This window comes from Arthrobacter sp. 01L42 (assembly GCF_056400005.1).
In genome coordinates, this window is sequence record NZ_JBFTSL010000021.1 from 39,722 (window position 1) to 61,580 (window position 21,859).

The following is a 21,859-nucleotide window of genomic DNA, read 5'->3' on the forward strand; positions in this document are numbered from 1 at the left end:
ACAGAAGAGGTCAAGAAGTGATGCCGCACGCAGCCGCCGCCACGCCGCAGCTGCTGCGCCGCGTCAACGCCCAGGCCGTGCTGCGCCACATCCGTGGCGCCGATGTGGCCACCGGAACCGAACTGATGGCCCTGACCGGGCTGACCCGGGCCTCGGTGATTGCTGTCTGCGAGGACCTGATCGGCCGGGGCTGGATAGTGGAGCAGGACCAGCCGGCAGACCCTGCCAGTCCGCGGAAGGGCCGGCCGGCCCGGCGCTTTGCCTTCAACCGGGAAGCGGGTTTCGTGCTGGGCCTGGACATTGGTGCCGCGACCACCACCGCCGCCGTGGCCGACCTCCGCGGCACGGTGATCGGCCGTTCCAGCGGGAGCTTCCGCGCGGCGGACATCCCCGCGCAGGAGCGGATCGGCGTCGTCGATCTCGCCTGCCGCGAGGCGCTGGAAGCGGCGGGAGCTGACCCGGGCAGGGTCCTGGCCGTCGGCGCCGGGATCGCAGCGCCGGTGGACCGCGACGGCAACGTTCTGGTGACGCAGCGGTTTTGGAGCCTGTTCGACGTCGGGCTCCGCTCCGCGCTGAAGGAGCTGCACGGCTGGACCGTGCTCCTGGAGAACGACGCCAACCTGGCTGCGCTCGGTGAGCGCTGGCGCGGGTCCGGCGTGGGCGTGGATGATCTGGTGGTGCTCCTGGCCGGCGAACGCCTCGGCGCCGGCGTGATGGAATCCGGCCGCCTGCTCCACGGCCGCGGCGGGGCCGCCGGCGAGATGGGCTATCTGGACATGGTGGAGGGTGTTGGCTCCAGCGACGGCATCGCCGCCCTGGTGCGGCAGTGGTCGGCGGCAGGCGGCGGACCCACCGCGGGCGGCCCTGCCAGTGCGCCGCGCGTCTTCGCGGACGCGGCCGCGGGAGACCCGGCGGCCCTGGCCATCCTGGACCGGATTTCGGAGCGCATGGCCCGGGTCATCGCCTCGATCTCGAGCCTGATCAACCCCGAGCAGGTGGTGATCGGCGGTGCCGTCGCCGAGTCCGCCGGGGCGCTCCTGCCCGGCATCACAGCGCTGCTTCCCCGCTTCACCGCGACTCCCCCGCGGGTGACAGTCTCACCCCTGGGCGACGCGATCGTCACGGCGGGCGCGGTCCGGCACGCCCTGGACTACGTCGAGGCGAATGCCTTGGAGCTGGCCCTCCCCGCGCGGGGCTGACCCGGATCCGTTGCCTTAGTCCGGCATGATCATGGTGCGCAGGTCCAGCTGCCGCAGCACACGGTCCGCGACTTCCGGGTCCATGCCCGGCTCGTTCCGGGCCGCTACGACTTCCCGGCGGGCCGCATCGAGGGCGATCGTCTGCACCGCGATCGCCAGTTCCCGGCCACGCTTACGCTGCTCCCCCGCGCTTTCATTCCGCAGGCTCCCGTCCAGCAGCTCGGCGTGCAGCCGGGTCATTTTCTCCTTCACGAGCGCCACCTTATCCGCCGGCAGCTCCTTCATGAGCTCGTTGTCCTTCAGGGCCGCGATCGCTGCCTGTTGCGCCCGGCTTGCCAACACGCGGGCGGCGTCGCGTTCTTCGGAACCGTCCTCGGACGCCTTCAGGACCCGCATGAGCCACGGCAGCGTCAGCCCGGGCAGCACCAGGGTGGCCAGCAGCACGGCGCAGGCGATCACCAGCAGCTCGCTGCGGGCCGGGAACGGCGTGCCGTCCGCAACGGTCAGCGGAAGAGCCAGGGCCAGCGCCAGGGTGGCCAGGCCGCGCATGCCGCACCACGTGAGTATCAGCACGTCCTTGGCCGAAGTAGGGCGCAGAACATCCTTCCTCGCCCGGGAGAGGCCGGACATCATGGCCAGCCAGGCGAAGCGTGCGGCGAACACCAGGACGCACACCACCGCGGCCGTCCCGACCATGCCGAAAACGGCACTGCCTTCGTCGTGGATGACCTGCCGTACTTCCAGCCCCATTAGCCCGAACGCCAGGCCGGTGACCAGCAGTTCCACGACGTCCCAGAACGCGGTGCGGGTGCCCCTCTCCGCGGCGTCCCCGGGCCGGGAGTGGCGCTGCATTTCCAGCGCGGTGACGACGACGGCGATCACCCCGGAGGCGTGCACCTCCTCGGCCAGGATGTAGGCGGCAAACGGCACCACCAGGGTGACGGCGCTCCGGGCCACCATGGAGGTCACCAGGCGGGTGATCAGGCTCGTGAGCCAGCCCATGCCGATCCCCACAACCACCGCGATCGCAGCTCCCAGGACAAACTGGAGGACAACGTCCGAGGCGATCTTGGTGCCGGCGACGGCCGCGGCCACGGCCGCCTGGAAGATGACGATGGCGGCGGCGTCGTTGAACAGGCCCTCGCTCTGGAGCACGTTGATGAGCCGCCGCGGCATGTGGACCCGGCTGGCGATGGAGTCCACGGCCACGGGATCGGGCGGGGCCACCATGGCGCCCAGGGCGATCGCGGCCGGTATGCCGATGCCCGGGATCATGAGCCAGGCCGCGCCCGCGACCACCGCCGTCGAGACCACCACGAGCGCGACGGCAAGCATCAGCAACGTGCGCCAGCGGACCCGGAAAACAGCCCACGAACTGCGCTGCGCGGTCGCGAAGAGCAGCGGGGGCAGGAAAATGGGCAGGATCAGCTCGGGCGGGATCTGGATCTCCGGGAAGCCGGGGATGAATGTCAGGGCAACGGCCAGGATCAGCATCAGCACCGGGTAGGGCAGCCGCAGCTTCTCTCCGAGACCGACAGCGCCCACCGTAGCCAGCAGAAGTCCAACGATGAGTGCCAACTGATCCATGTGCCCGCTTTCCCCGGAGGCGGGCCGGGGCATCCCGGGTGGATGCGCGGACCGCCCCCACCACCCTATCGGGAAGAGTCCTGGGCTAGCCCAACGTTTCCAGCGCTGCCGCGAGCGGGAGCGTGCCGTCCCGGAACTCGATGGTGCGCCCGATCGTGGCCGGCAGCCCGAGGACCGCCGCCGCCACCAGGGCGACGTTGGCCCGGGCGGTTTCGGTGCCGTCGGACGTGTCGGCGGGGTCGACGTCGATCATCCCGTTGCCGGGTCCCGCGGTCAGCGTTCCGGGGCCCAGGACGGTCCAGTCAAGGCCTGAACCGCGCAGGTACTCATCCGCCGCGGCCTTGGCTTCGGCGTAGGCGAAGAAGCCGTTGTCCGCGGGGACTCCGTGGTCCGGCCTGGCCCCGAAATAGGACACCATGACGTACCTGCTGACGCCGGCTTCCGCCGCAGCGTCCATGGAACGGATCGCGGCGTCGCGGTCCACGGCGTAGGTCAGTTCGGGGCTGCCGCCGCCGGCTCCGGCCGACCACACCAGGGCGTCGTGTCCGCGGAGGGCTCCGGCGATCTGCGCCGTCGTCGCGTTCTCCACGTCCAGCAGCGCCGGTGTGGCGCCGGTGGCCGCGACGTCGGCCGCATGGTCCGGGTTGCGGATAAAGGAGGTCACCCCGTGCCCTTCCGCCGCGAGGATCCTGGACAGTTCCAAAGCCACCTTGCCGTGGCCGCCGATAATTGCGATGCGCGTCATGGTCCCATTCTGTCCCACCGGACAGCGAACTGCTGCCCCATGGTCCACAGGTTGGTGGTGGTCCAGTAGATCAGGACGCCGATGGGGAACACGATCCCGCCCACACCGAAGACGACCGGCAGGCTGTACAGCAGCACCTTTTGCGGGCCCATGAGCGGAGTCGCCACGGCCTCGCCGGACAAGCTCCTGGCCATGATCTGCCGCTGCGTGATGAGCTGCGAGGCCGTCATGGCCAGGATCATCGCAATGGAGAGGATCCACACCGAGAGCTGGCTGCCGCCGACGCCGTGCAGCAGCGAGGCCGAGAGCGGGGCGCCGAAAATCGTGGACTCGTCGAACTGCGCGACCTGTTCGGGGCTCATGGCCCCGACGGCTTCGCCCTGGCCGGCCGCGGCGCTGATGCCGGACAGCATCTGGAACAGCGCGAAGAAGAAGGGCATCTGGATCAGCAGGGGCAGGCAGGCGGAGAACGGGTTGGTGCCGTGCGCCTTGTAGAGGGCCATCTGTTCCTGCGCCATGGCCTGGCGGGAGAGCGGATCGGTCTTGCCTTTGTATTTGTCCTGGAGCTTCTTCAGGTCCGGCTGCAACCGCCTCATGCGCTGCTGGACGTTGACCTGTTTGAGGAACACCGGGATCAGTGCGGCGCGGATAACCATCACCAGCCCGATGATGGACAGCGTCCACGTCCAGCCGCTGGCCGCCGGCATGCCGATGGCGCTGAGTCCGTCATGGAAGCCCGCCATCATGGCTGAGACCAGCCATTTGAACGGCGCCATGATGGTGCCAAGAAGGTCCACTGATATCCCCAACCGTCAGTTGCTGCAAAGCTACGGCGAAAAGTGCCGCTTGTCACGGGCTCGCGTTGCGGGAGGGCACACGGCTGACCAGGAGACGATTCAGCCGGTGTCCGGGCGTGCCCGCGCTGCGCTGATGGCGTTGATTTTTAGGCTGATCTGAATTGCACGCAGGCGTCCAGGCCGGTGGTGCTCGGCGCGGGTCCGGGGGCCCTGGGCCTGAGTGTTGCTTCTGCCCCGCTGGCCCGGGCCAGTTGGTGCACGATGGACAAGCCGAGGCCGCTGCCCTCGCCGCCCTGGGCGCCGCGCCAGAAGCGGCCAAATGCCCGTTCGCAGTCTTCCGGGGAAAGTCCGGGGCCCTCGTCCAGGATGTGCAGTTCGATGGTGCCCGGCTGTTCACCGTGGGAGACCACGAGCTGGATCAGTGACCCCGGCGGGGCGACGGCGAGGGCGTTGTCGATCAGGTTGTCGATGATTTGTTCGGCGGCCCCGGGCAGGACCAGGATGTCTGCCGCCGGCGGGCCGGCCAGGCTCAGGCGCACACCGGTCTCCTCGGCGAGGGCCTCCCATTGTTCCTTGCGGGTCTTCGCTGCCTCGACGAGGTCGTTGGTGACCGGCACGGCCGGGCTGCCTTCGGCCTTGCTGAGCAACAGCAGCCCGTCGATGATGCGCTGCAGCCGGTACGTCTCCTCCAGCGAGGCGGCCACCATGGTCCGGCCCGCTTCCGGGTCGGCGGGGATCGTGTCGTGGGCGTTCTCGAGCCTGAGCCGCAGCCCCGTCAGCGGGGTGCGGAGCTGGTGGGAGGCGTCGGAAGCGAAGCCGCGTTGTTGCTCGAGCAAGTGTTTCATCCGGTCCGCCATGCGGTTGAAGGAACCCGCGAGGGCTTTGATCTCGGGGGCGCCCCCTTCGTCGGTTCGGGTATCCAGGTTTCCGTCGGCGAGCAGTTCCGTGGCGTCCCGCAGCCGCTGGAGTCTCCGGGTCACGGCGCCGGCCATGACGTAGGCCAGGATGCCGGCGAGCAGTACCGTGGTTCCGGCGACGGTCCAGATGGTACGCAGCTGGCCGTTCACCTGTTCGGCCACGACCGACGCCGGATACGTCAGCCGGACGACGCCGGAAATTTTCTCACCGCTGAGGACGGGAACGGCGACGTAGAGCAGGTCCAGGCCCAGTGTCTGGGAATACCGTTGGCCCGCGTTGATCTGACCGGTCAGCGCGGAGGCGATCTCGGGCCGCGAACTGTAGGGCGATCCGGTGGCCGCCTGATCGTCGTCCGAGGTCGCCACGGCCGTCCCGACGGCGTCGACGATCACCACACGGGCCCCGCCCGCCTCTCCGTACCGGCGCACGTCGGCCGTGACTTCCGGAGGCAGTGGACCGCCGGCTTTCAATGCGTCGCCGGCCCGGCCGGCCAGGAGAAAAGCGTCGCGTTCAAGGGACGTGGTGAGGCGCTCCCGTTCCACACGGACCAGATAGTTTCCCAGCGGAATGTCCTGGACCAGGACCACCAGCAACGTGATGAGCATGAAGGCGCCGATCAGCCGCCATCTCATCTAGGCACCCCGAGCCTGAACCCGACGCCGCGGACAGCCTCGATCCAGCGGGGGTCACCGAGCTTTTTGCGGATCCCGGCGATGTGGGCATCCACGGTCTTCGTGGTGCCGTACCAGTCGCCGTCCCAGACCGCTCGCAGGATTTCCCTGCGCTCGAACACCGCACCGGGGTCGGCGGCCAGGAAATACAGGAGTTCGAACTCCTTGGCGGTCAGATAAACCTCGGCTCCGTCCAGGAGCACGCGGCGCGAGCGCTGGTCAATACTCAGGCCGCCGATGTTCCTGCTGAGCTCCGTCCCGGGCCGGCCATCCGGGAGCCGTTCTTCGGAGCGGCGCGCCACCGCCCGGATCCTCGCGATGAGTTCCCGCATCCCGAACGGCTTGACCAGATAGTCATCGGCGCCCAGTTCCAGCGCCAGAACCCGGTCAATCTCTTCATCCCGGGCACTGACCACGATGATCGGAATCGAGGTCAGCGCCCGAATGGCGCGGCACACATCGGTGCCGTCCATGTCCGGCAGCCCCAGGTCCAGAAGGACAAAATCGGGACTGGACGCGCGGACCACCTCCAGGGCCTGGCCGCCCGTTCCGACGTGGCTGGCCTCGAAGCCGGCCCGGCCCAGTCCGTCAAGGACTCCGGTGGCAACTGATTCGTCATCCTCCACTACCAGGATCTGCATACCTGATTATGTTCCTGCCTGCCGCGAATTCTGCCGCAATCCGCGTGAATTGGCTGATCGGAGGCGCAAACTTGGACAACTCTTGGATTTCCCCAAGACCCGTCCTTTCCCACGGATTCCTAGGGTGGAGACATGAAAACTAAAACAGTCCTCGTCCTCACGGCAGCCGGTGTCCTGCTCACCGGATCCGCGGCCCTTGCAGTCAACGCCCAGACCCTGAACGGCTCACCGGCCGGAACAACGAACCCCGCCAATACCGTCCTCCTGCCGCAAAACGCCACCACCGCCGCTTCCGGCTCCCCCACATCCACGGGCAGCACGTCCGGAACCGAGGACCGCAGCCCGGCCTCCTCGCCGAGTCCCTCCGCCACCGAGGACGCGGTTCCCGCCCCAGCACCTGCCGGCTCCAGCGAACCGGGCGAGGACCGGACCGCGGTTCCCGCCCCGGCACCTGCCGGCTCCAGCGAACCGGGCGACGACCACGGCGGACACGGCGAAAACGAGCCCGGCGACGACAAGCACAAGGGAAGCGATGACTGACAGTGGGGAGACAGAAAGACCCCCGGAATCTCGCGGATTCCGGGGGTCTTATCTGGTAGCGGTGGGGAGGCTCGATCTCCCGACCTCACGATTATGAGTCGTGCGCTCTAACCAACTGAGCTACACCGCCGTAAATGAGGAAAACCTGCGCTAAGCCGGTCAAAAACCGCCTTGACACAGGCCCTCATTCAGAGCCCCCCACCGGAATCGATCCGGTGACCTCGTTCTTACCAAGAACGCGCTCTACCACTGAGCTAGGGGGGCAACGAGTAAATACTCTACCGGAAGATTCGCCCACCAACAAATCGGCGGCCGTACGACGCCGGACTGGCCGGAAACAGCGGAAATCCGGGCTCCCAGCGCGGTTTTGGGGGCCCGGATCGGCTCCCGGGACCAATCGGCGGCCGCGGCTGTGACGAAGCGAACACGGGGCCGGAATGCTTAAACAAGAACGGACCGGCTCAGGGAGCCGGCCCGTTCTCAGATGGTGCTAGTGGTTACCACTTGTTGCGGGGCTTGAAGCCGCCTTCGGTGCGGGGCTTGCGGGTGTCCGCGCCGAAGGTGCGCTGCTCGGAACGCTCGCTGAAGGAGCGGCCGCCACGGTCAGCGGAGGACCGCTCGCCGTCGCCCTTGCGGAATTCGCGCTTGAAGCCGCCGTTGCCCTTGAAGTTGCCGCTGCCGCCGGAGTAGCCGCCACGGTCTCCGCCACGGTTGCCCTGGTAGGAGCCGCGGTCGCCGGCCGGCTTACGGCCGTTGTCGAGCTCCAGGTGGATCAGCTCGCCGCCGATCCGGGTGCGGGACAGTGCCTTGAGCTGATCGGCGCTCAGGTCCGCCGGGAGCTCCACGAGGGAGTGGTCCGAGCGGATGTCGATGCCGCCGATCTGGGCCGAGGAGATACCGCCTTCGTTGGCGATGGCGCCAACGATGGAACCCGGCATGACGCGCTGGCGGCGTCCGACGGCGATCCGGTAGGTGGCGTTGCCCTCGGTCAGGGAGCGGGTCGGGCCGCGTGAGCCGAAGCCGTCCTTGGAGCGCTCGCGCTTCTGGAACTCGGGCGCTGCCGGCAGTTCCTTGACCAGCAGCGGCTGTCCGCCCTGGGCCATGACGGCCAGTGCGGCGGCGATTTCCGAGGCCGGCACGTTGTGCTCTTCCTCGTAGGAGGAGATCAGGTCGCGGAACGCTGCAACGTCCTCGGACGCGAGGGTCTCCGTGATGCGCTCGGCGAACTTGCCCAGGCGCAGCGTGTTGACGGTTTCGGCCGTGGGCAGGTGCATCTGCTCCACCGGCTGGCGGGTTGCCTTCTCGATGGAACGCAGCAGGTACTTCTCGCGCGGGGTCATGAACAGGATCGCGTCGCCGGAACGGCCTGCGCGGCCGGTGCGGCCGATGCGGTGGACGTAGGACTCGGTGTCGTGCGGGATGTCGTAGTTGACCACGTGGCTGACACGCTCGACGTCCAGGCCGCGGGCGGCGACGTCGGTGGCGACCAGGATGTCGATCTTGCCGTCGCGCAGGGCCTCGACCGTGCGCTCACGCTGCTGCTGCGGGATGTCGCCGTTGATGGCGGCAGCCTGGAAGCCGCGCGAGCGCAGCTTGTCGGCGAGGTCCTCGGTGGCCATCTTGGTGCGGACGAAGGCGATGACGCCCTCGAACTCCTCGACCTCGAGGATGCGGGTCAGCGCATCGAGCTTGTGCGGGCCCATGACCTGCAGGTAGCGCTGGCGGGTGTTGGCGCCCGTGGTGGTCTTGGACTTGACCTGCACCTCGGCCGGGTTGTTCAGGTACTGCTTGGAGAGCCGGCGGATCTGGCTCGGCATCGTGGCGGAGAACAGCGCAACCTGGCGGCCCGCGGGGGTCTGCTGGAAGATCTGCTCCACGTCTTCGGCGAAGCCCATGCGGAGCATCTCGTCGGCCTCATCCAGCACGAGGTACTGGAGTTCGGACAGGTCCAGGGAACCCTTGGCGATGTGGTCGATGACGCGGCCGGGGGTACCGACAACAACCTGCGCGCCGCGGCGCAGGCCGGCGAGCTGGGGGCCGTAGGCGGAGCCGCCGTACACCGGCAGGACGGTGAAGTCGTCGATGTGCTTGGCGTAGGAGGTGAAGGCCTCGGCAACCTGGAGCGCGAGCTCACGGGTGGGGGCCAGCACCAGGGCCTGGGTCTTGCGGGACGGGCCGTTGAGGTCGTGGAGCTCGGCCAGGCGGGACAGTGCCGGTACTGCGAATGCTGCAGTCTTACCGGTACCCGTCTGGGCCAGGCCCACGACGTCGCGGCCTTCGAGCAGCAGCGGGATGGTTGCTGCCTGGATCGGGGACGGCTTCTCGTAGCCGACGTCCTGCAGGGCGGCCAGGACACGGCCATCGATGCCGAGGTCTACGAACTTGACGCCTTCTTCCTCGGCGTCCTCGTCCTTGGCCGGGGCGGAAGTGGCCTCGGTCTTGGTGTCAGCCTGCGGGGCAGCTTCGGCCGCCGGTGCTACAACGTTCGCAGGAGCCTCGGTGAATTCCGGGGCGGAGCCGGCTGCGGGGGCAGCCGTTTCAGAAGTCTCGACGTCGGCCTGGGTGTTCTCGGTGGCGAGTTCGGTGTCGACGGAGTTGTTCTGATTTTCGGGCATAGGTGAAATTTCCTCATCCATAGGGGCCAAGCGGCACAACCCGAGGTGAGCGGAGCCGCAGTACGCGTGACACGAATTGCCGGGCGTACGGTTGACCGGCGGGTCACATAGAAGTCCGGCGCTTTCGCAATCCCGTGGCAGGACTTCCCGCTGCATCTCTTGGCTGCTATCCCAGCAGTCTGTACAGCGTTTTCTTTTGCCGGCTCTCCCTATGAAAATGCCCGCATCACATTTGCGGGCCCCAACACTTGCCAGTCCTGCCTCAAGAATTGGGCAGGAATAAGGGATTTCCGGAGTGGGGGATATTTCAAGTGTAGGGCATGGAGCGGAACAGTGGTAATTGAGGGGCCGACGGGGGCTGGTGAGCTTGCGCACACCGGCTCCCCACGCCTAGACCCCGAGACGGCGCTGCAGCTGTTCGAACCTCTGGTGGTACTCGGGCTGCAGGCGGATCTGGCCGTCGGCGTCGGCGTCGCGCAGGGCCTCCATGTCCTCCAAGGTGGGATCGGTGAACCACTTGGCGATTGTCACGCCGTGGGCAGGGACAAAGAGCCGGTGGATGTGGTCTCCGGCCTCGATGCTGCCGGTCCGGACCACGCGGAGGTAGGTGCCCACCCTGCCGGCCTCGGTGAACCGCTGGACCCAGTGCGGCTCGCCCATCCGCCGCTGGAAGGTGGCGCAGGGGATGCGCGGGGAGGTGACTTCCACCTCGACGTCCAGTCCGACCTTCCACCGTTCGCCGATCACGGCGTTGGAGGCGTTGAGGCCCGTGATCCGCAGGTTTTCGCCGAAGATGCCCGCTGGCATGTCCCGGCCGAGTTCGCCGGCCCAGTAGTCGGCGTCGTCCTGCGAGTACGCGTAGAGTGCCTGGTCCTCGCCGCCGTGGTGGATCCTGCTGGCCTGGACATCACCGCGCAGGCCAAGTTTATGGACTTTCACCGGTCCGTCCACCGGGCGCTTGTCGATCGCGGTGACCCCGACGCTGCCAGGATCATCGAGCAGCTGGTGAACCCTGCAGACAGCAAGCACGGATGCGGTTTCCATGGCACCAGTGTAGGCCTGCGGCGTGCCCGCGGCCCCGGACTCAGCGCCGGCACGCTTCCCGCGCCCGCCGCAGACACGGCACGCCCTTTCCATCGCCCCGGATCCGGAGGCCGGTTAGGCTGGCGTCGGGAAAAGCACGCAAGCCTTCCGCGGGATACCCTGCGGCCAGACGTGAGGGGACACATTTGGGCCGAAACGACGAGCACCCGGACAGTCCACGGCAGGACCGGAAGCAGCCTCCGTGGCAGATTCCCCAGCCGGAGCTGCGGCCCGAGCTGCAAAACCAGTCCGGCCAGCCCGCGCCGCCGGGACTTCCGGCAGACGCCCCTGCCCCCGCCGTCGTTGACCCCTTCGCCCTGGAACGCGAGCGCGGCCTGGCGGCCGCGGCGGCGCGGAAGAAGCGTTCGCAGCGCCGTACCGCCGTCGTCGGGCTGGGCGTCACGGCGCTCCTGGCCGGCACGATCACCGCCATGGTGGCCAGCAACGAGGACGAGGCCGACTACGCCCAGGTGTGCTTCAACGACGACACCGGCGAGCGGGTCGATGATGCCCAGTGCAACAACAGCAGCACGGACGGCCGCAGCTCCGGCATCTACGCCTGGTACTTCTACTCCCGCGGCGCCAGCGTGCCCGGGTTGGGCCAGAACCGTTCGGGCTACCCCAGCTACAGCAGGACCGTCCCCACCGGGGCCAAGGCGTCCACGGGGTACAGCGCCAAGGGCGGTACGGTCAGCAGGGGCGGCTTCGGCGGCAGCGCCAAGGGCGGAAGCACGGGAGGCTAGGGATGAAACGACTGGGATCCGCGCCGCGGCCGGACTGGAAAGAGCGGATTGAAGCACAAGGCCTGGTTTTCTCCACCACGGCCCTGCCGGACGGCACGAACGTCGAGTACTGGCACGAAGGCGCCTACTACGAATTCACCATGGACGAAGTGGAGACCCTCGAACAGGCCGCCGAGGACATGCACCGCATGTGCCTCGAGGCCGCGAAGTTCCTCGCCACCGGGGCCATGGGCAACATCGGGATCGGGCCGCAGGCCATGGAACTGGCGGCTGCATCGCTGCAGGCCGGCGATGTGGACGTCTACGGCCGCTTCGACTTCGTCTACGACGGCCGGGGCGGCCCGGCCAAGATGCTGGAGTACAACGCGGACACCCCTACCGGACTCATTGAGGCCGCCGTCGCCCAGTGGTTCTGGCTGCAGGACGTCCTTCCCGAAAAGGACCAGTGGAACGGCATCCATGAAGCCCTCATCCGGCAATGGAAGAGGCTGCAGTACCGCACCGGCATGAGCACGCTCCACGTCGCCCACTCCGAGGCGGAAGAATCCGGGGAGGACTGGATGACGGCAGCCTACATGCGGGACGTCGCGAGCCAGGCCGGCTGGACCACCATCGGCATCAACATGTCCGACATCGGCTGGGATCCGAACCTCAACCGCTTCGTGGACCTGGACAACTTCATGATCAGCACCATGTTCAAGCTCTACCCCTGGGAACTGATGATGAAGGAGCCGTTCGGGCAGCGGCTGCTGCAGCGCGCCCACAATCCGCGCTGGGTGGAGCCGGCCTGGAAGATGCTCCTGTCCAACAAGGCCCTGCTCGCGGCGCTCTGGCACCTCTACCCGGACCACCCCAACCTGCTTCCGGCCTATCTTGACGGTCCCGGGCCACTCACGGAGTGGGTGGCCAAGCCGCTGCATGGCCGCGAAGGGGACAACATCAGGATCCACGCCGCCGGCATCGACCTCGAACAGCCCGGCGACTATGGCCGGGAAGGCTGGTGTTACCAGCAGTTCCATGCCCTTCCCGATTTCGACGGCAACCGCCCTGTGCTCGGCCTCTGGGTGGTCGACGGCGAATCGGTCGGCTGCGGCATCCGCGAGTCGGACGGGCCCATCACCGACTACTTCTGCCGCTTCGTGCCCAACACGATTGACGCGCCCGCCCCGGCCTCGAACGAGGCCCACTCCAGCAAGGCAGGTATTGCCCTATGAGCACCGGAACCACGACGACGACGACGGCCGGCGGCCCCGGGGGTCCCGCGGCAGTTCCGGCCAAGGGACTGCGCGCCGGGATCCTGGATCTCGGAGACTCCGTCATGTTGGGGCTGGCCTCCACCGCGCCGGTCTATTCGCTCGCGGCGACCCTGGGACTGATCGTGGCGGTGAACGGCAACTACACCCCGTTGATCCTGCTGCTGGGCTTCGTGCCCGTGCTCTTCATCGCCTTCGCCTTCCGTGAGCTCAACAGCGCCATGCCGGACTGCGGGACCACCTTCATCTGGGCCCGCCGGGCGTTCGGTCCCTGGGCCGGCTGGCTGGGCGGATGGGGCGTGGCCCTGGCCGGCGTCGTGGTCCTGGCCAACCTCGCCCAGGTCGCCGGGCAGTACCTGTGGCTGCTGATCGGCGACGGTTCGCTGGCCGGGAACAGCCTCGTGGTCACCGCCACCGGCGTGCTGTTCATCGTGTTCATGACCCTCGTGAACTACCGCGGCATCCGCCTCGGGGAACATGTCCAGCGGGTCCTGACCTACGTGCAGTACCTCTCACTGGGCATCTTCGCGATGGCCATCATCTTCCGGATCGCGGGCGGGGTGCCCGGCGCGGCCACTGGCCAAGCCTTCGACCTTGAGTGGTTCAACCCCGCCGGTGCGTTCGCCGATCCGGGCGCGGTGGTGCACGGAGCCCTGCTGGCCCTGTTCATCTACTGGGGCTGGGATACCTGCCTCGCGGTGAACGAGGAGACCGAAAACCCTGCCACCACGCCCGGCCGAGGCGCCGTCATTTCCGCGCTTGTCCTCGTGGCGATCTACGTCTCTGTGGCCCTGCTGGTGATGATGTATGCCACGGTGGGCACGGATGGGATTGGGCTGGGCAACGAGGCCAACCAGAACGATGTCTTCCTGGCCATGAAGGACGTGGTGCTGGGCCCCTGGGGCTGGCTGATCGTCGTCGCCGTCCTGGCCTCGGTGCTGTCCTCGACCCAGACCACCATCCTTCCCACGGCCCGCGGCACCTTGTCCATGGGCGTGCACGGAGCCGTGCCGCGCAGGTTCGGCGAGGTCCACCCGCGCAACCAGACGCCGGGGTATTCCACCCAGGTCATGGGTGCCGCTGCCGTCGCCTATTACGTCCTGATGAGTCTCCTGAGCGAGAACCTGCTCGCCGACTCCATCACTTCGATCAGCTTGTTCATCGCGTTCTACTACGCCCTGACCGGCTTCGCGTGCGTCTGGTACTTCCGCTCGACCCTGCGCGGCTCGGTCCGGTATTTCTGGTTCCGCGGCGTCATGCCCCTGCTCGGCGCCCTTATGCTGACTGCGGCATTCTTCGTCTCGGCGGTGCAGATGTGGGATCCGGACTACGGTGATACGCAGATCTTCGGCGTCGGCGGGGCCTTCATCAGCGGCGTGCTGCTCCTGGGGCTGGGCGTGGCGCTGGCCGCCGCCTGCCGTTTCGCGCCGTCCACGCGGGGCTACTTCCTGCAGCACCAGCCCGCCGCCGGCGCGCCCCTGCAGGTGCGGCCGTAGGATGCTGGCATGAGCAACGAAGCTGGCATGAACAATGAGGCCAACCTTTCCGACGTCTCCGATGTCCTGGCCACCGATTCCCTGCTGAGCGCGGAGGAGCGCAGCGTGCGCGAGCGCGTCCGCGATTTCACGAACCAGCGGATCCGGCCGGGCATCGCCGGCTGGTACGAGGACGCCGTGTTCCCCCTCGAGCTCGCCCCGGAACTTGGCGAGCTCGGCGTGCTCGGCATGCACCTGGAGGGCTACGGCTGCCCGGGCCGTTCCGCCGTCGAATATGGCCTCGCGGCGATGGAACTCGAGGCCGGCGATTCGGGCGTCCGCACGTTCGTCTCCGTGCAGGGCTCCCTCGCCATGACGGCCATCCACAAGTGGGGCTCCGAGGACCAAAAGCAGGAGTGGCTCCCCCGGATGGCCGCCGGCGAACTGATCGGCGCGTTTGCCCTGACCGAGCCCACGGCCGGCTCGGACCCTGCCTCGATGAAGACCTTCGCCCGCCGCGACGGCTCCGGCGATGACGCGGGCTGGATCCTGGACGGCGCGAAACGCTGGATCGGGCTCGCCTCGGTGGCGGGCGTGCTGGTGGTGTGGGCCATGACCGACGACGGCGTGCGCGGCTTCCTCGTCCCTGCCGGCACCGCGGGCGTCACCGCGACGCCGATCGGGCAGAAGCTCTCGATGCGCGCCTCCATCCAGTGCGACATCACGTTCGACGCCGTCCGGCTGGGCCCGGAGTCGCTGCTGCCCGCGGCGCGCGGGCTGAGGGGTCCCTTCTCCTGCCTCAACGAGGCCCGGTACGGGATCGCGTGGGGAGCTATGGGCGCCGCGCGGGATTCCTATGAGGCCGCGCTGGCGTACTCCCAGGAGCGGCTGCAGTTCGGCAAGCCGCTGGCCGGGTACCAGCTGACGCAGGAGAAGCTGGTGAACATGGTCCTGGAGATCCAGAAGGGCACGCTTCTGGCCCTGCACCTGGGCCGGCTCAAGGACGCCGGCAGGCTGCGTCCGGAGCAGATCTCGCTCGGCAAGCTGAACAACGTGCGGGAGGCACTCAGCATTGCCCGGGAGGCGCGCACGATTCTGGGCGGCAACGGCATCACGCTGGACCATTCCCCGCTGCGGCATGCCGCCAACCTGGAATCCGTCCGGACCTACGAGGGCACCGACGAGGTCCACACCCTGATCCTGGGCCAGCACATCACGGGTCTCCCCGCGTTCCGCTGAGGGCCGCGGGGTATTTCGCGGCAGTGCTTCCGTGTCCGCTCCTCACGCGATACGGATGAGGCCAGTGATGCAAGTGGTGACTGCTGGGTTTTCAGGTAGCCAACACTCGTGTCCTCCCGGGGGCGCATTCGTACAGTGGTGCCATCGCCACCGGAGCAGAGGCAGCCAAATAGCCCACGGCACTTCTTCTCTGGCCGGTCGAACCGATGTCGTCCCGCCCGTCCCAGACACAGGAGCTGAGCACCCTGCGTGCCCGACGGGCGGAACGGGCTGCCAAGTAAAGGGGGACATCATGAGTCTCAACGCAAAGCCAGCCGCGTGGACACTTCGTTTCTTTCCGGCACGTCAGGCCACTGCCGGCGCGGGCGGGGACGGCCAGGACAGGTCCGCTTCCGGCCAGGGACCCCACCGGCACCGGGCCCGCATCAGCGCGGCACTCGTCCTGGACCGCGACCGGCTTCAGGAGAGCACGGGGACGGTCCAGTCGTGGAAGTTCCACGACTTCGTCAGCACATTCCAGCTCATGCTTCCCCACCGGGTCGAAAAGATTCACCAGGCCCTGGCCGGCGGGGACTGGGAGGGCGCGCGCCTGGCCGCCCAAAGCCTGTCCTGGTCCGCATCCAAGGCCGGTGCGTGCCGGCTCGAACTCATCGCCGACCTCATCGATGCCTACCTCCAGTCCGGACGCAAGACCCGGGCACGGGAGACGGCCTGCCTCCTCCAAGGCGCCGCCACCGAACTGGCAACCGCCCTCGCCCTGCTGACCGCCGGCTGACCGGGTCCGGCCACCACCGGACGCTGCCCCAACACCACACACGCTCCATGAATCAGAGCGTTCCCGCGGTTCAGCGGCTCAGGCGGAGAATCCGCCGTCGGCCTTGACCAGCTGCCCGGACATCCAGCGGCCCTCGGGCGAGAGCAGGAACGCGACGGTGCCGGCCACGTCCGCCGGTGTGCCCAGCCGGCCGCCGGGTTGCCGGCGGGCCAGTTCGTCACGGAGCGGCTCATCCATCCAGCCGGTATCCACCGGTCCCGGGTTCAGGACGTTGGCGCTGATCCCGAGCGGGCCGAGTTCGCGGGCGGCGGCGATCACGATCCGGTCCAGGGCGCCCTTTGATGCCCCGTAGGGCAGGTTGAAAGCGGTGTGGTCGCTGGTCAGGGCCACGATGGCGCCGCCCTCGGGACCGGCCTGCCGGGCGAAAGCGGCAATCAACTGCCAGCTGGCCCGGGTGTTGACCGCAAAGTGCCTCTCGAAGCTCTCCAGGGACGTGTCCAGGATGGAGGAGTCCACGGATTCGGCGTGGCTGAGCACCAGACCCTGCAGGGTTCCGGCATCCGCCGCGGCGGCGGACATCAGCCGGTCCACGGCGTGCGGGTCCTGGAAATCCGCCGACAGCGCCACGACGGCGGCACCGATCGCCTCGAGCTCGGCGGTGAGGCGCTCGACGTCGTCCGATTGGACTCCCCACGGCATCCGGGCGTCGTAGTCCTGCCAGTACGTCAGCACGAGGTCCCAGCCGTCCGCGGCGAGGCGGCGTGCGATGCCTGCGCCGATTCCGGCGAGCCGGCCGACACCGGTGACAAGGGCCGTCTTACGTCCGTCGGGGGAGCTCATGCCGACCAGCCTAGCGGTGGCGGCCGGCGCGGCGCCTACCAGGTGCGCTGCCTGCTAGGTGCGCGGCCTGCTACGAGCGGTGCCTACGAGGAGACTGAGGAAGCGGAGACGGCAGCCCGGACGTCCCGTTCGGCAGCCAGCCCGGGGGCAGGGTCCGGCTCCGGCCCCAGCGGATCCCGCCGCAGGGCCACGAGCCAGCACACCAGCAGGGCCAGGGCGCAGAAGACGCCGGCGCTGGAGGCCATGATCCACAGCCCGGGCGTCTGGATGTCGAGGTTTTCGGCGCCGAGGGCCGTACCGATGGTCTTGGGCGAGAACAGGAATACGAGGATCGACAGGCCCAGCACGCCGCCCATGGTCCAGCGCATCCCGACGTACCGGCGCGGAGCTTCCCGCAGGGTCCAGGCGAAAGCCGGAAAGACCGCCGCGACCCACACCCAGTGGTGGGACCACGAGACCGGGCTGATCAGCAGCATGGTGAGCGCGGTCGCCGATACGGCCACGACGCGGGCACCCTGATCGCTGGCGGCCTTGATCACTGCGGCGCCCACGGCCACAACCGCCAGGCTCAGCAGCAGCCACGGCACGGTGACGTGCGCTTCCGGGACCCCGAAGTGCAGAAGGGCGCCCTTAATGGACAGGTTGTCCACATAGCCCGCTCCCCCCATCCGGGAGGTGTCGGGCAGCATCTGGAGCCAGAACTGCAGGGATTCGGCGGGCCGGAGCAGCCACCCGGCCGCCACGGTGGCGGTGAAGCCGGCGGCCATGTTGCCCAGCCCGCGCCAGTCCCTGCGGACCAGAAAGTAGAGCCCGAACACCAGGGGCGTCAGCTTGATGCCGGCGGCGACGCCCACCAGGAAGCCGCTGCCGGGGAAACCGCGGGCCCAGCGCCGGTTGCGGGCCAACAGGTCCACGGCGATCAGGCCCATCAGCAGGGCGTTGATTTGGCCGAACACCAGGGTCTCGCGCCAGGGACCCAGGTTCAGCACCGCCAGGACCAGGACGGCGGCGGCCCAGCCGTTGCCCGGTGCCCGGAAGGTGTCGCGCCAGGAGGTTTTCGCGTTCCAGTACCGGACCGTTCGGACCGCGGCCAGGATCGCCACCCCGGCGCCGGCGGCATTGAACAGGGTCAGCGCCGCCGCCAGGGGCAGCCGGGCCAAGAGGCCGAAGACGATGGCGGCGAACGGCGGGTAGGTAAACATCAGCGCCGGTCCGCCGGCCCAGTCCACGTTGCCCGCATACAGCGCTGAGGGCGCCGCGCCGGCGTCGTTGAGGATTTTGCCGCCGTACCAGTAGACGCTGAAGTCCAGGCCGTGCTTGCCCCAGACTCCGAGCGAGATCCAGATGAAGTAGCCCACCGCGGCGATGGCCGGGATGACGGAGAGCCGGAACAGGTGCGGGACGGGTGAATACCGCGCCGGGCTGCGGTCTGAAACGGGCACTGACATGTACTCCCCCATCGGGCTGCTGATGTAGGCGCTGGCCGTTTGGTCGGTTCCGTCCAGGGCGGCGCAAACGCGCCCTCGCTGTCGGGTCAGTCTACAGAACAGCTACGCCGGGACCGGGACGGACTCCGGCTTCCGGGCGTCCTTGCGGATGGTGGCGCTGATGACGGCGGCGATGGTGCACATGGCAGCGGCGGCAAACCAGGCGTAGGTGTACTGGCCGGTGGCGTCCCGGACCGCCCCGGCCGCCAGGGCAGCGGCGGCCGCGCCGAGCTGGTGGGCCGCGAATACCCAGCCGAACACGACGCTCCCGTCGGCACCGAACACCTGGCGGCAGATCGCGGCGGTCGGCGGCACCGTGGCGACCCAGTCCAGGCCGTAGATGACCACGAACACGATCATGCTGGGCTGGACGGTGGCGCTGAGCAGCAGCGGCAGGACCAGCAGCCCGATCCCGCGGAACTGGTAGTACACGGCGAGCAGGATCCGGGGGTTGAAGCGGTCCGTGAGCCACCCGGAGGCGATGGTGCCGATGATGTCGAAGAGGCCGACGACGGCGAGCAGGCCCGCCGCGGTGGTTTCGGGCATGCCGTGGTCGTGGGCGGAGGGGATGAAGTGGGTGCCGATCAGCCCGTTGGTGGTCGCGCCGCAGATCGCGAAGCCGGCCACCAGAGCCCAGAAGGTACGCACTTTGCTGGCCCGTTTGAGGACCTGCAGGGCACGGACCGCTGCGTTCCGACGGGGCTCCTGCACTTCCTGCCCGGCGGCCGGTCCTGTCGGTTCGGGCCCGCTGGATTCCGTGCCGGCGTTCGGGCCGGGGGCCGGCGGCGTCGCCCCGTAGGGCAGCACGCCGACGTCGGCCGGTGAGTTCTTCAGGAACATCAGCACGAGCGGCACCACGGCCAGCGCGCCGGCACCGATGAGGAGCGAGGCCTGCCGCCAGCCCGGGTCCTGGGCAAGGGCGGCGATGAAGGGCAGGAACACGAGCTGTCCGGCGGCGCTGCCGGCGGTGAGGATGCCGATGACCAGGCCGCGGCTCTTGGCGAACCAGGTGTTGGCGATGGTCGCGGCGAAGACCAGCGCCATGGACCCGGTGCCGAGCCCGATCAGCAGCCCCCACGTCAGCAGGATCTGCCAGGACTGGGTCACGAGGACCGTCAGTGCGCTGCCGGCGCCGATCAGCACCAGGGCCACGGCCGTGACTGCGCGGATGCCGAAGCGTTCCATGAGCGCTGCCGCGAACGGTGCCGTGAGCCCGAAAAGCACGAGGTTGATGCTGACCGCGGCGGAGAGCACGGTGGTGGACCAGCCGAACTCGTTCTGCAGCGGCACCATCAGCACACCCGGGGCCGCCCGGAACCCTGCCGCGCCGACCAGCGCGAGGAAAGCCACGGCGGCGACGGTCCACGCCGGGTGGATGCGGCGGCGGACCGGCGTCGGGGTCACGGTGGTTTCGGGGGCATTCATGCGGCGGTTCCGTTCTGGACAGGGGTCCCGGTGCCGGCCGAGGCCAGCGGCACGGGGTCCGCGGTGCGGGAGAGGCTGTGCCAGCTCGTGTTGGCGGCCGTCAGCGGTTCCCCGCAGGCCGTGCACGTGTCAGCCGAGGAGGTCCGCTCCCCGCAGCCGCTGTGGATGACGAACATGTGTGCCTGCCCGGACGGCGCCGGGAGATGCTTTTCGGCCCAGATCACGACGGCGTTGAGCACCGGGAGGGCGTCTTCGCCCATGGCGGTGAGGACGTACTCCTGGCGGGTGCGGCCGCCGTCGTCGTAGGGTCTCCGGGCCAGGAGCCCGGCGGCGACGAGCCCGGCGAGCCGCTTGGTGAGCACGGAATCGGCCGCCCCCAGCCGGGCCTTCATGGCTTCGAAGCGGCCGTTGCCGAAGAACACCTCGCGCAGGACGAGCACGCTCCAGGGATCGCCCAGGATGTCGAGGCCGCGGGCCATGCTGCAGGTCCGTTGGGACCAGTCGGATCGAAGTGCCATGCGGCCACCCTAGCTGACTCTCTTAGAGAAAGCTAGGGTGGCCCGGCGGAATGATCCGGGCGCCGGGGTCGGTGGCCGGTGCAGCTACGGTGCAGTTAGCTGCCGGCGGCCAGGGAGGAAATCGCGGCGTCGAGGTCGGCGATCAGGTCTTCCACGTCCTCGATGCCGCACGAGAGCCGGATCAGGTTGACCGGGACCGCCAGTTCCGTGCCCTTGACCGAGGCGTGCGTCATTTCGGACGGGTAGTTCATGAGCGATTCGATCCCGCCCAGGGACTCCGCCAGGGTGAACACGGAGGTCGATTCGGCCACCTTGCGGGCCGCGGCCTCGCCGCCCTTGAACTGCACGGAGATCATGCCGCCGAACTTCTTCATCTGCTTTTTGGCCAGCTCGTGGCCGGGGTGGGTGGGCAGGCCCGGGTAGAGCACGGCCTCCACTTCGGGGCGCCCCAGCAGCCATTCGGCCACGGCCTGGGCGTTGTCGCTGTGCCGGTCCATGCGCACCCCGAGGGTCTTGAGCCCGCGGGTGGTGAGGAAAGCGTCCATCGGCCCGGACACGGCGCCGACGGCGAACTGCACAAAGCCGATCTTCTCGGCGAGGTCGGGGTCGTTGACCACGATCGCGCCGCCGACGACGTCGGAGTGCCCGCCGATGTACTTGGTGGTGGAATGCACCACCACATCGGCGCCGAGGGCCAGCGGGGTCTGCAGGTACGGGGAGGCGAAGGTGTTGTCTACCACGAGGAGCGCGCCGGCGTCGTGCGCCACCTTCGCGAGCGCCTCGATGTCGGTGATCTTCATCATCGGGTTCGACGGCGTCTCCACCCACACCAGGCGGGTCTTGCCGCCACCGTCGGCCGTGCCGCCCGCGGCGACGGCGGCCGCGACGGCGTCGAGGTCGGACATGTCCACCGGGGTGTTGCCGATACCCCACTCCCCCAGGACCCGGCTGATGAGCCGGTACGTGCCGCCGTAGGCGTCGTTGCCGAGCACAATGTGGTCGCCGGGGCGGGTGAGGGCGCGGATCATCGAGTCCTCGGCGGCCAGGCCGGAGCCAAAGGAGAACGCGGCGCTCCCGCCTTCCAGGGCCGCCAGCTGCTCCTGCAGCGAGTCACGGGTGGGGTTGGTGCCCCGGCCGTATTCGTAACCGGCCCGCAGCCCGCCGATGCCGTCCTGGGCATAGGTCGAGGAGAAGTGCACGGGGGGCACCACCGCCCCGGTGCGGGGCTCAAACGCCTGGCCGGCGTGGATGGCGCGGGTGTTGAAACCCTGGTTTTTCGAGGACGGGCTTTCAGGCACAGACATGGGA

19 protein-coding genes and 2 tRNA genes are annotated in these 21,859 nt (G+C 68.7%); 7 read left to right on the plus strand and 14 right to left on the minus strand.

Annotated features, from left to right (window positions below; all coding sequences use genetic code 11):
- Positions 1 to 20 precede the first annotated feature (20 nt).
- On the plus strand, positions 21 to 1,199 hold the full coding sequence (locus AC1DN2_RS17480) for an ROK family transcriptional regulator (RefSeq protein ID WP_476851336.1): 1,179 nt from the start codon (positions 21 to 23) through the stop codon (positions 1,197 to 1,199).
- A gap of 15 nt (positions 1,200 to 1,214) precedes the next feature.
- Here AC1DN2_RS17480 and AC1DN2_RS17485 read toward each other — a convergent pair whose 3' ends face one another.
- The 5 genes from AC1DN2_RS17485 to AC1DN2_RS17505 form a co-directional block, all read right to left on the minus strand.
- Positions 1,215 to 2,786, minus strand: a complete 1,572-nt coding sequence (locus AC1DN2_RS17485; RefSeq protein WP_476851337.1) for a Na+/H+ antiporter — start codon at positions 2,784 to 2,786, stop codon at positions 1,215 to 1,217.
- Positions 2,787 to 2,871: 85 nt separating this feature from the next.
- Positions 2,872 to 3,531, minus strand: a complete 660-nt coding sequence (locus tag AC1DN2_RS17490) for an NAD(P)H-binding protein (protein ID WP_476851338.1) — start codon at positions 3,529 to 3,531, stop codon at positions 2,872 to 2,874.
- A complete protein-coding gene (yidC, locus tag AC1DN2_RS17495) occupies positions 3,528 to 4,328 on the minus strand; it encodes a membrane protein insertase YidC (protein ID WP_476851339.1) in 801 nt (266 codons plus the stop codon). The genes AC1DN2_RS17490 and yidC overlap by 4 nt, the downstream gene beginning before the upstream one ends.
- A 146-nt stretch (positions 4,329 to 4,474) precedes the next feature.
- Entirely contained in the window at positions 4,475 to 5,878 is a 1,404-nt protein-coding gene (locus AC1DN2_RS17500) for a sensor histidine kinase (protein ID WP_476851340.1), read from the minus strand.
- Positions 5,875 to 6,558 (minus strand): response regulator transcription factor, encoded by a 684-nt coding sequence (locus tag AC1DN2_RS17505; protein WP_476851341.1) that lies wholly within the window; start codon positions 6,556 to 6,558, stop codon positions 5,875 to 5,877. The genes AC1DN2_RS17500 and AC1DN2_RS17505 overlap by 4 nt, the downstream gene beginning before the upstream one ends.
- 132 nt (positions 6,559 to 6,690) lie before the next feature.
- Here AC1DN2_RS17505 and AC1DN2_RS17510 point away from each other — a divergent pair, with 132 nt between their 5' ends.
- Complete coding sequence (locus AC1DN2_RS17510; protein ID WP_476851342.1) at positions 6,691 to 7,098, plus strand: hypothetical protein; 408 nt, start codon at positions 6,691 to 6,693, stop codon at positions 7,096 to 7,098.
- Between the two features lie 53 nt (positions 7,099 to 7,151).
- Here AC1DN2_RS17510 and AC1DN2_RS17515 read toward each other — a convergent pair.
- The 4 genes from AC1DN2_RS17515 to AC1DN2_RS17530 all read right to left on the minus strand — a co-directional run bounded on the left by AC1DN2_RS17515 (position 7,152) and on the right by AC1DN2_RS17530 (position 10,757).
- Positions 7,152 to 7,228 (minus strand) — tRNA-Met (locus AC1DN2_RS17515).
- 62 nt (positions 7,229 to 7,290) lie between these two features.
- Positions 7,291 to 7,362, minus strand: a tRNA-Thr gene (locus tag AC1DN2_RS17520).
- Positions 7,363 to 7,595: 233 nt separating this feature from the next.
- Positions 7,596 to 9,713: a DEAD/DEAH box helicase gene (locus AC1DN2_RS17525; protein ID WP_476851343.1), complete on the minus strand. Its 2,118-nt coding sequence runs from the start codon at positions 9,711 to 9,713 to the stop codon at positions 7,596 to 7,598.
- Positions 9,714 to 10,103: 390 nt separating this feature from the next.
- Positions 10,104 to 10,757, minus strand: a complete 654-nt coding sequence (locus AC1DN2_RS17530; RefSeq protein ID WP_476851344.1) for an MOSC domain-containing protein — start codon at positions 10,755 to 10,757, stop codon at positions 10,104 to 10,106.
- A 185-nt stretch (positions 10,758 to 10,942) separates the two neighbouring features.
- Between AC1DN2_RS17530 and AC1DN2_RS17535 the strand changes: the two genes are divergently transcribed.
- The 5 genes from AC1DN2_RS17535 (at position 10,943) to AC1DN2_RS17555 (ending at position 16,281) form a co-directional block, all read left to right on the plus strand.
- Positions 10,943 to 11,539, plus strand: a complete 597-nt coding sequence (locus AC1DN2_RS17535; RefSeq protein ID WP_476851345.1) for a Tat pathway signal protein — start codon at positions 10,943 to 10,945, stop codon at positions 11,537 to 11,539.
- A 2-nt stretch (positions 11,540 to 11,541) separates the two neighbouring features.
- Positions 11,542 to 12,753 (plus strand): glutathionylspermidine synthase family protein, encoded by a 1,212-nt coding sequence (locus tag AC1DN2_RS17540; RefSeq protein WP_476851346.1) that lies wholly within the window; start codon positions 11,542 to 11,544, stop codon positions 12,751 to 12,753.
- The gene (locus AC1DN2_RS17545; RefSeq protein ID WP_476851347.1) at positions 12,750 to 14,288 is read left to right on the plus strand and encodes an APC family permease; all 1,539 of its coding nucleotides are present in this window, start codon (positions 12,750 to 12,752) and stop codon (positions 14,286 to 14,288) included. The genes AC1DN2_RS17540 and AC1DN2_RS17545 overlap by 4 nt, the downstream gene beginning before the upstream one ends.
- A gap of 9 nt (positions 14,289 to 14,297) precedes the next feature.
- Positions 14,298 to 15,506, plus strand: coding sequence for an acyl-CoA dehydrogenase family protein (locus tag AC1DN2_RS17550; RefSeq protein WP_476851348.1), 1,209 nt, complete (start codon positions 14,298 to 14,300; stop codon positions 15,504 to 15,506).
- A 292-nt stretch (positions 15,507 to 15,798) separates the two neighbouring features.
- A complete protein-coding gene (locus AC1DN2_RS17555) occupies positions 15,799 to 16,281 on the plus strand; it encodes a hypothetical protein (protein WP_476851349.1) in 483 nt (160 codons plus the stop codon).
- A gap of 78 nt (positions 16,282 to 16,359) precedes the next feature.
- Here the strand turns inward: AC1DN2_RS17555 and AC1DN2_RS17560 are convergent, their stop codons facing one another.
- The 5 genes from AC1DN2_RS17560 to AC1DN2_RS17580 all read right to left on the minus strand — a co-directional run bounded on the left by AC1DN2_RS17560 (position 16,360) and on the right by AC1DN2_RS17580 (position 21,855).
- On the minus strand, positions 16,360 to 17,121 hold the full coding sequence (locus AC1DN2_RS17560; RefSeq protein WP_476851350.1) for an SDR family oxidoreductase: 762 nt from the start codon (positions 17,119 to 17,121) through the stop codon (positions 16,360 to 16,362).
- 83 nt (positions 17,122 to 17,204) lie between these two features.
- The gene (locus AC1DN2_RS17565) at positions 17,205 to 18,563 is read right to left on the minus strand and encodes a glycosyltransferase 87 family protein (protein ID WP_476851351.1); all 1,359 of its coding nucleotides are present in this window, start codon (positions 18,561 to 18,563) and stop codon (positions 17,205 to 17,207) included.
- Between the two features lie 108 nt (positions 18,564 to 18,671).
- Entirely contained in the window at positions 18,672 to 20,033 is a 1,362-nt protein-coding gene (locus AC1DN2_RS17570) for an MFS transporter (RefSeq protein ID WP_476851352.1), read from the minus strand.
- Entirely contained in the window at positions 20,030 to 20,551 is a 522-nt protein-coding gene (locus AC1DN2_RS17575; RefSeq protein ID WP_223913761.1) for a winged helix-turn-helix transcriptional regulator, read from the minus strand. Before AC1DN2_RS17575 ends, AC1DN2_RS17570 begins: the two co-directional genes overlap by 4 nt.
- Positions 20,552 to 20,646: 95 nt before the next feature.
- Complete coding sequence (locus AC1DN2_RS17580) at positions 20,647 to 21,855, minus strand: cystathionine gamma-synthase (RefSeq protein ID WP_476851353.1); 1,209 nt, start codon at positions 21,853 to 21,855, stop codon at positions 20,647 to 20,649.
- Between the last annotated feature and the right edge of the window lie 4 nt (positions 21,856 to 21,859).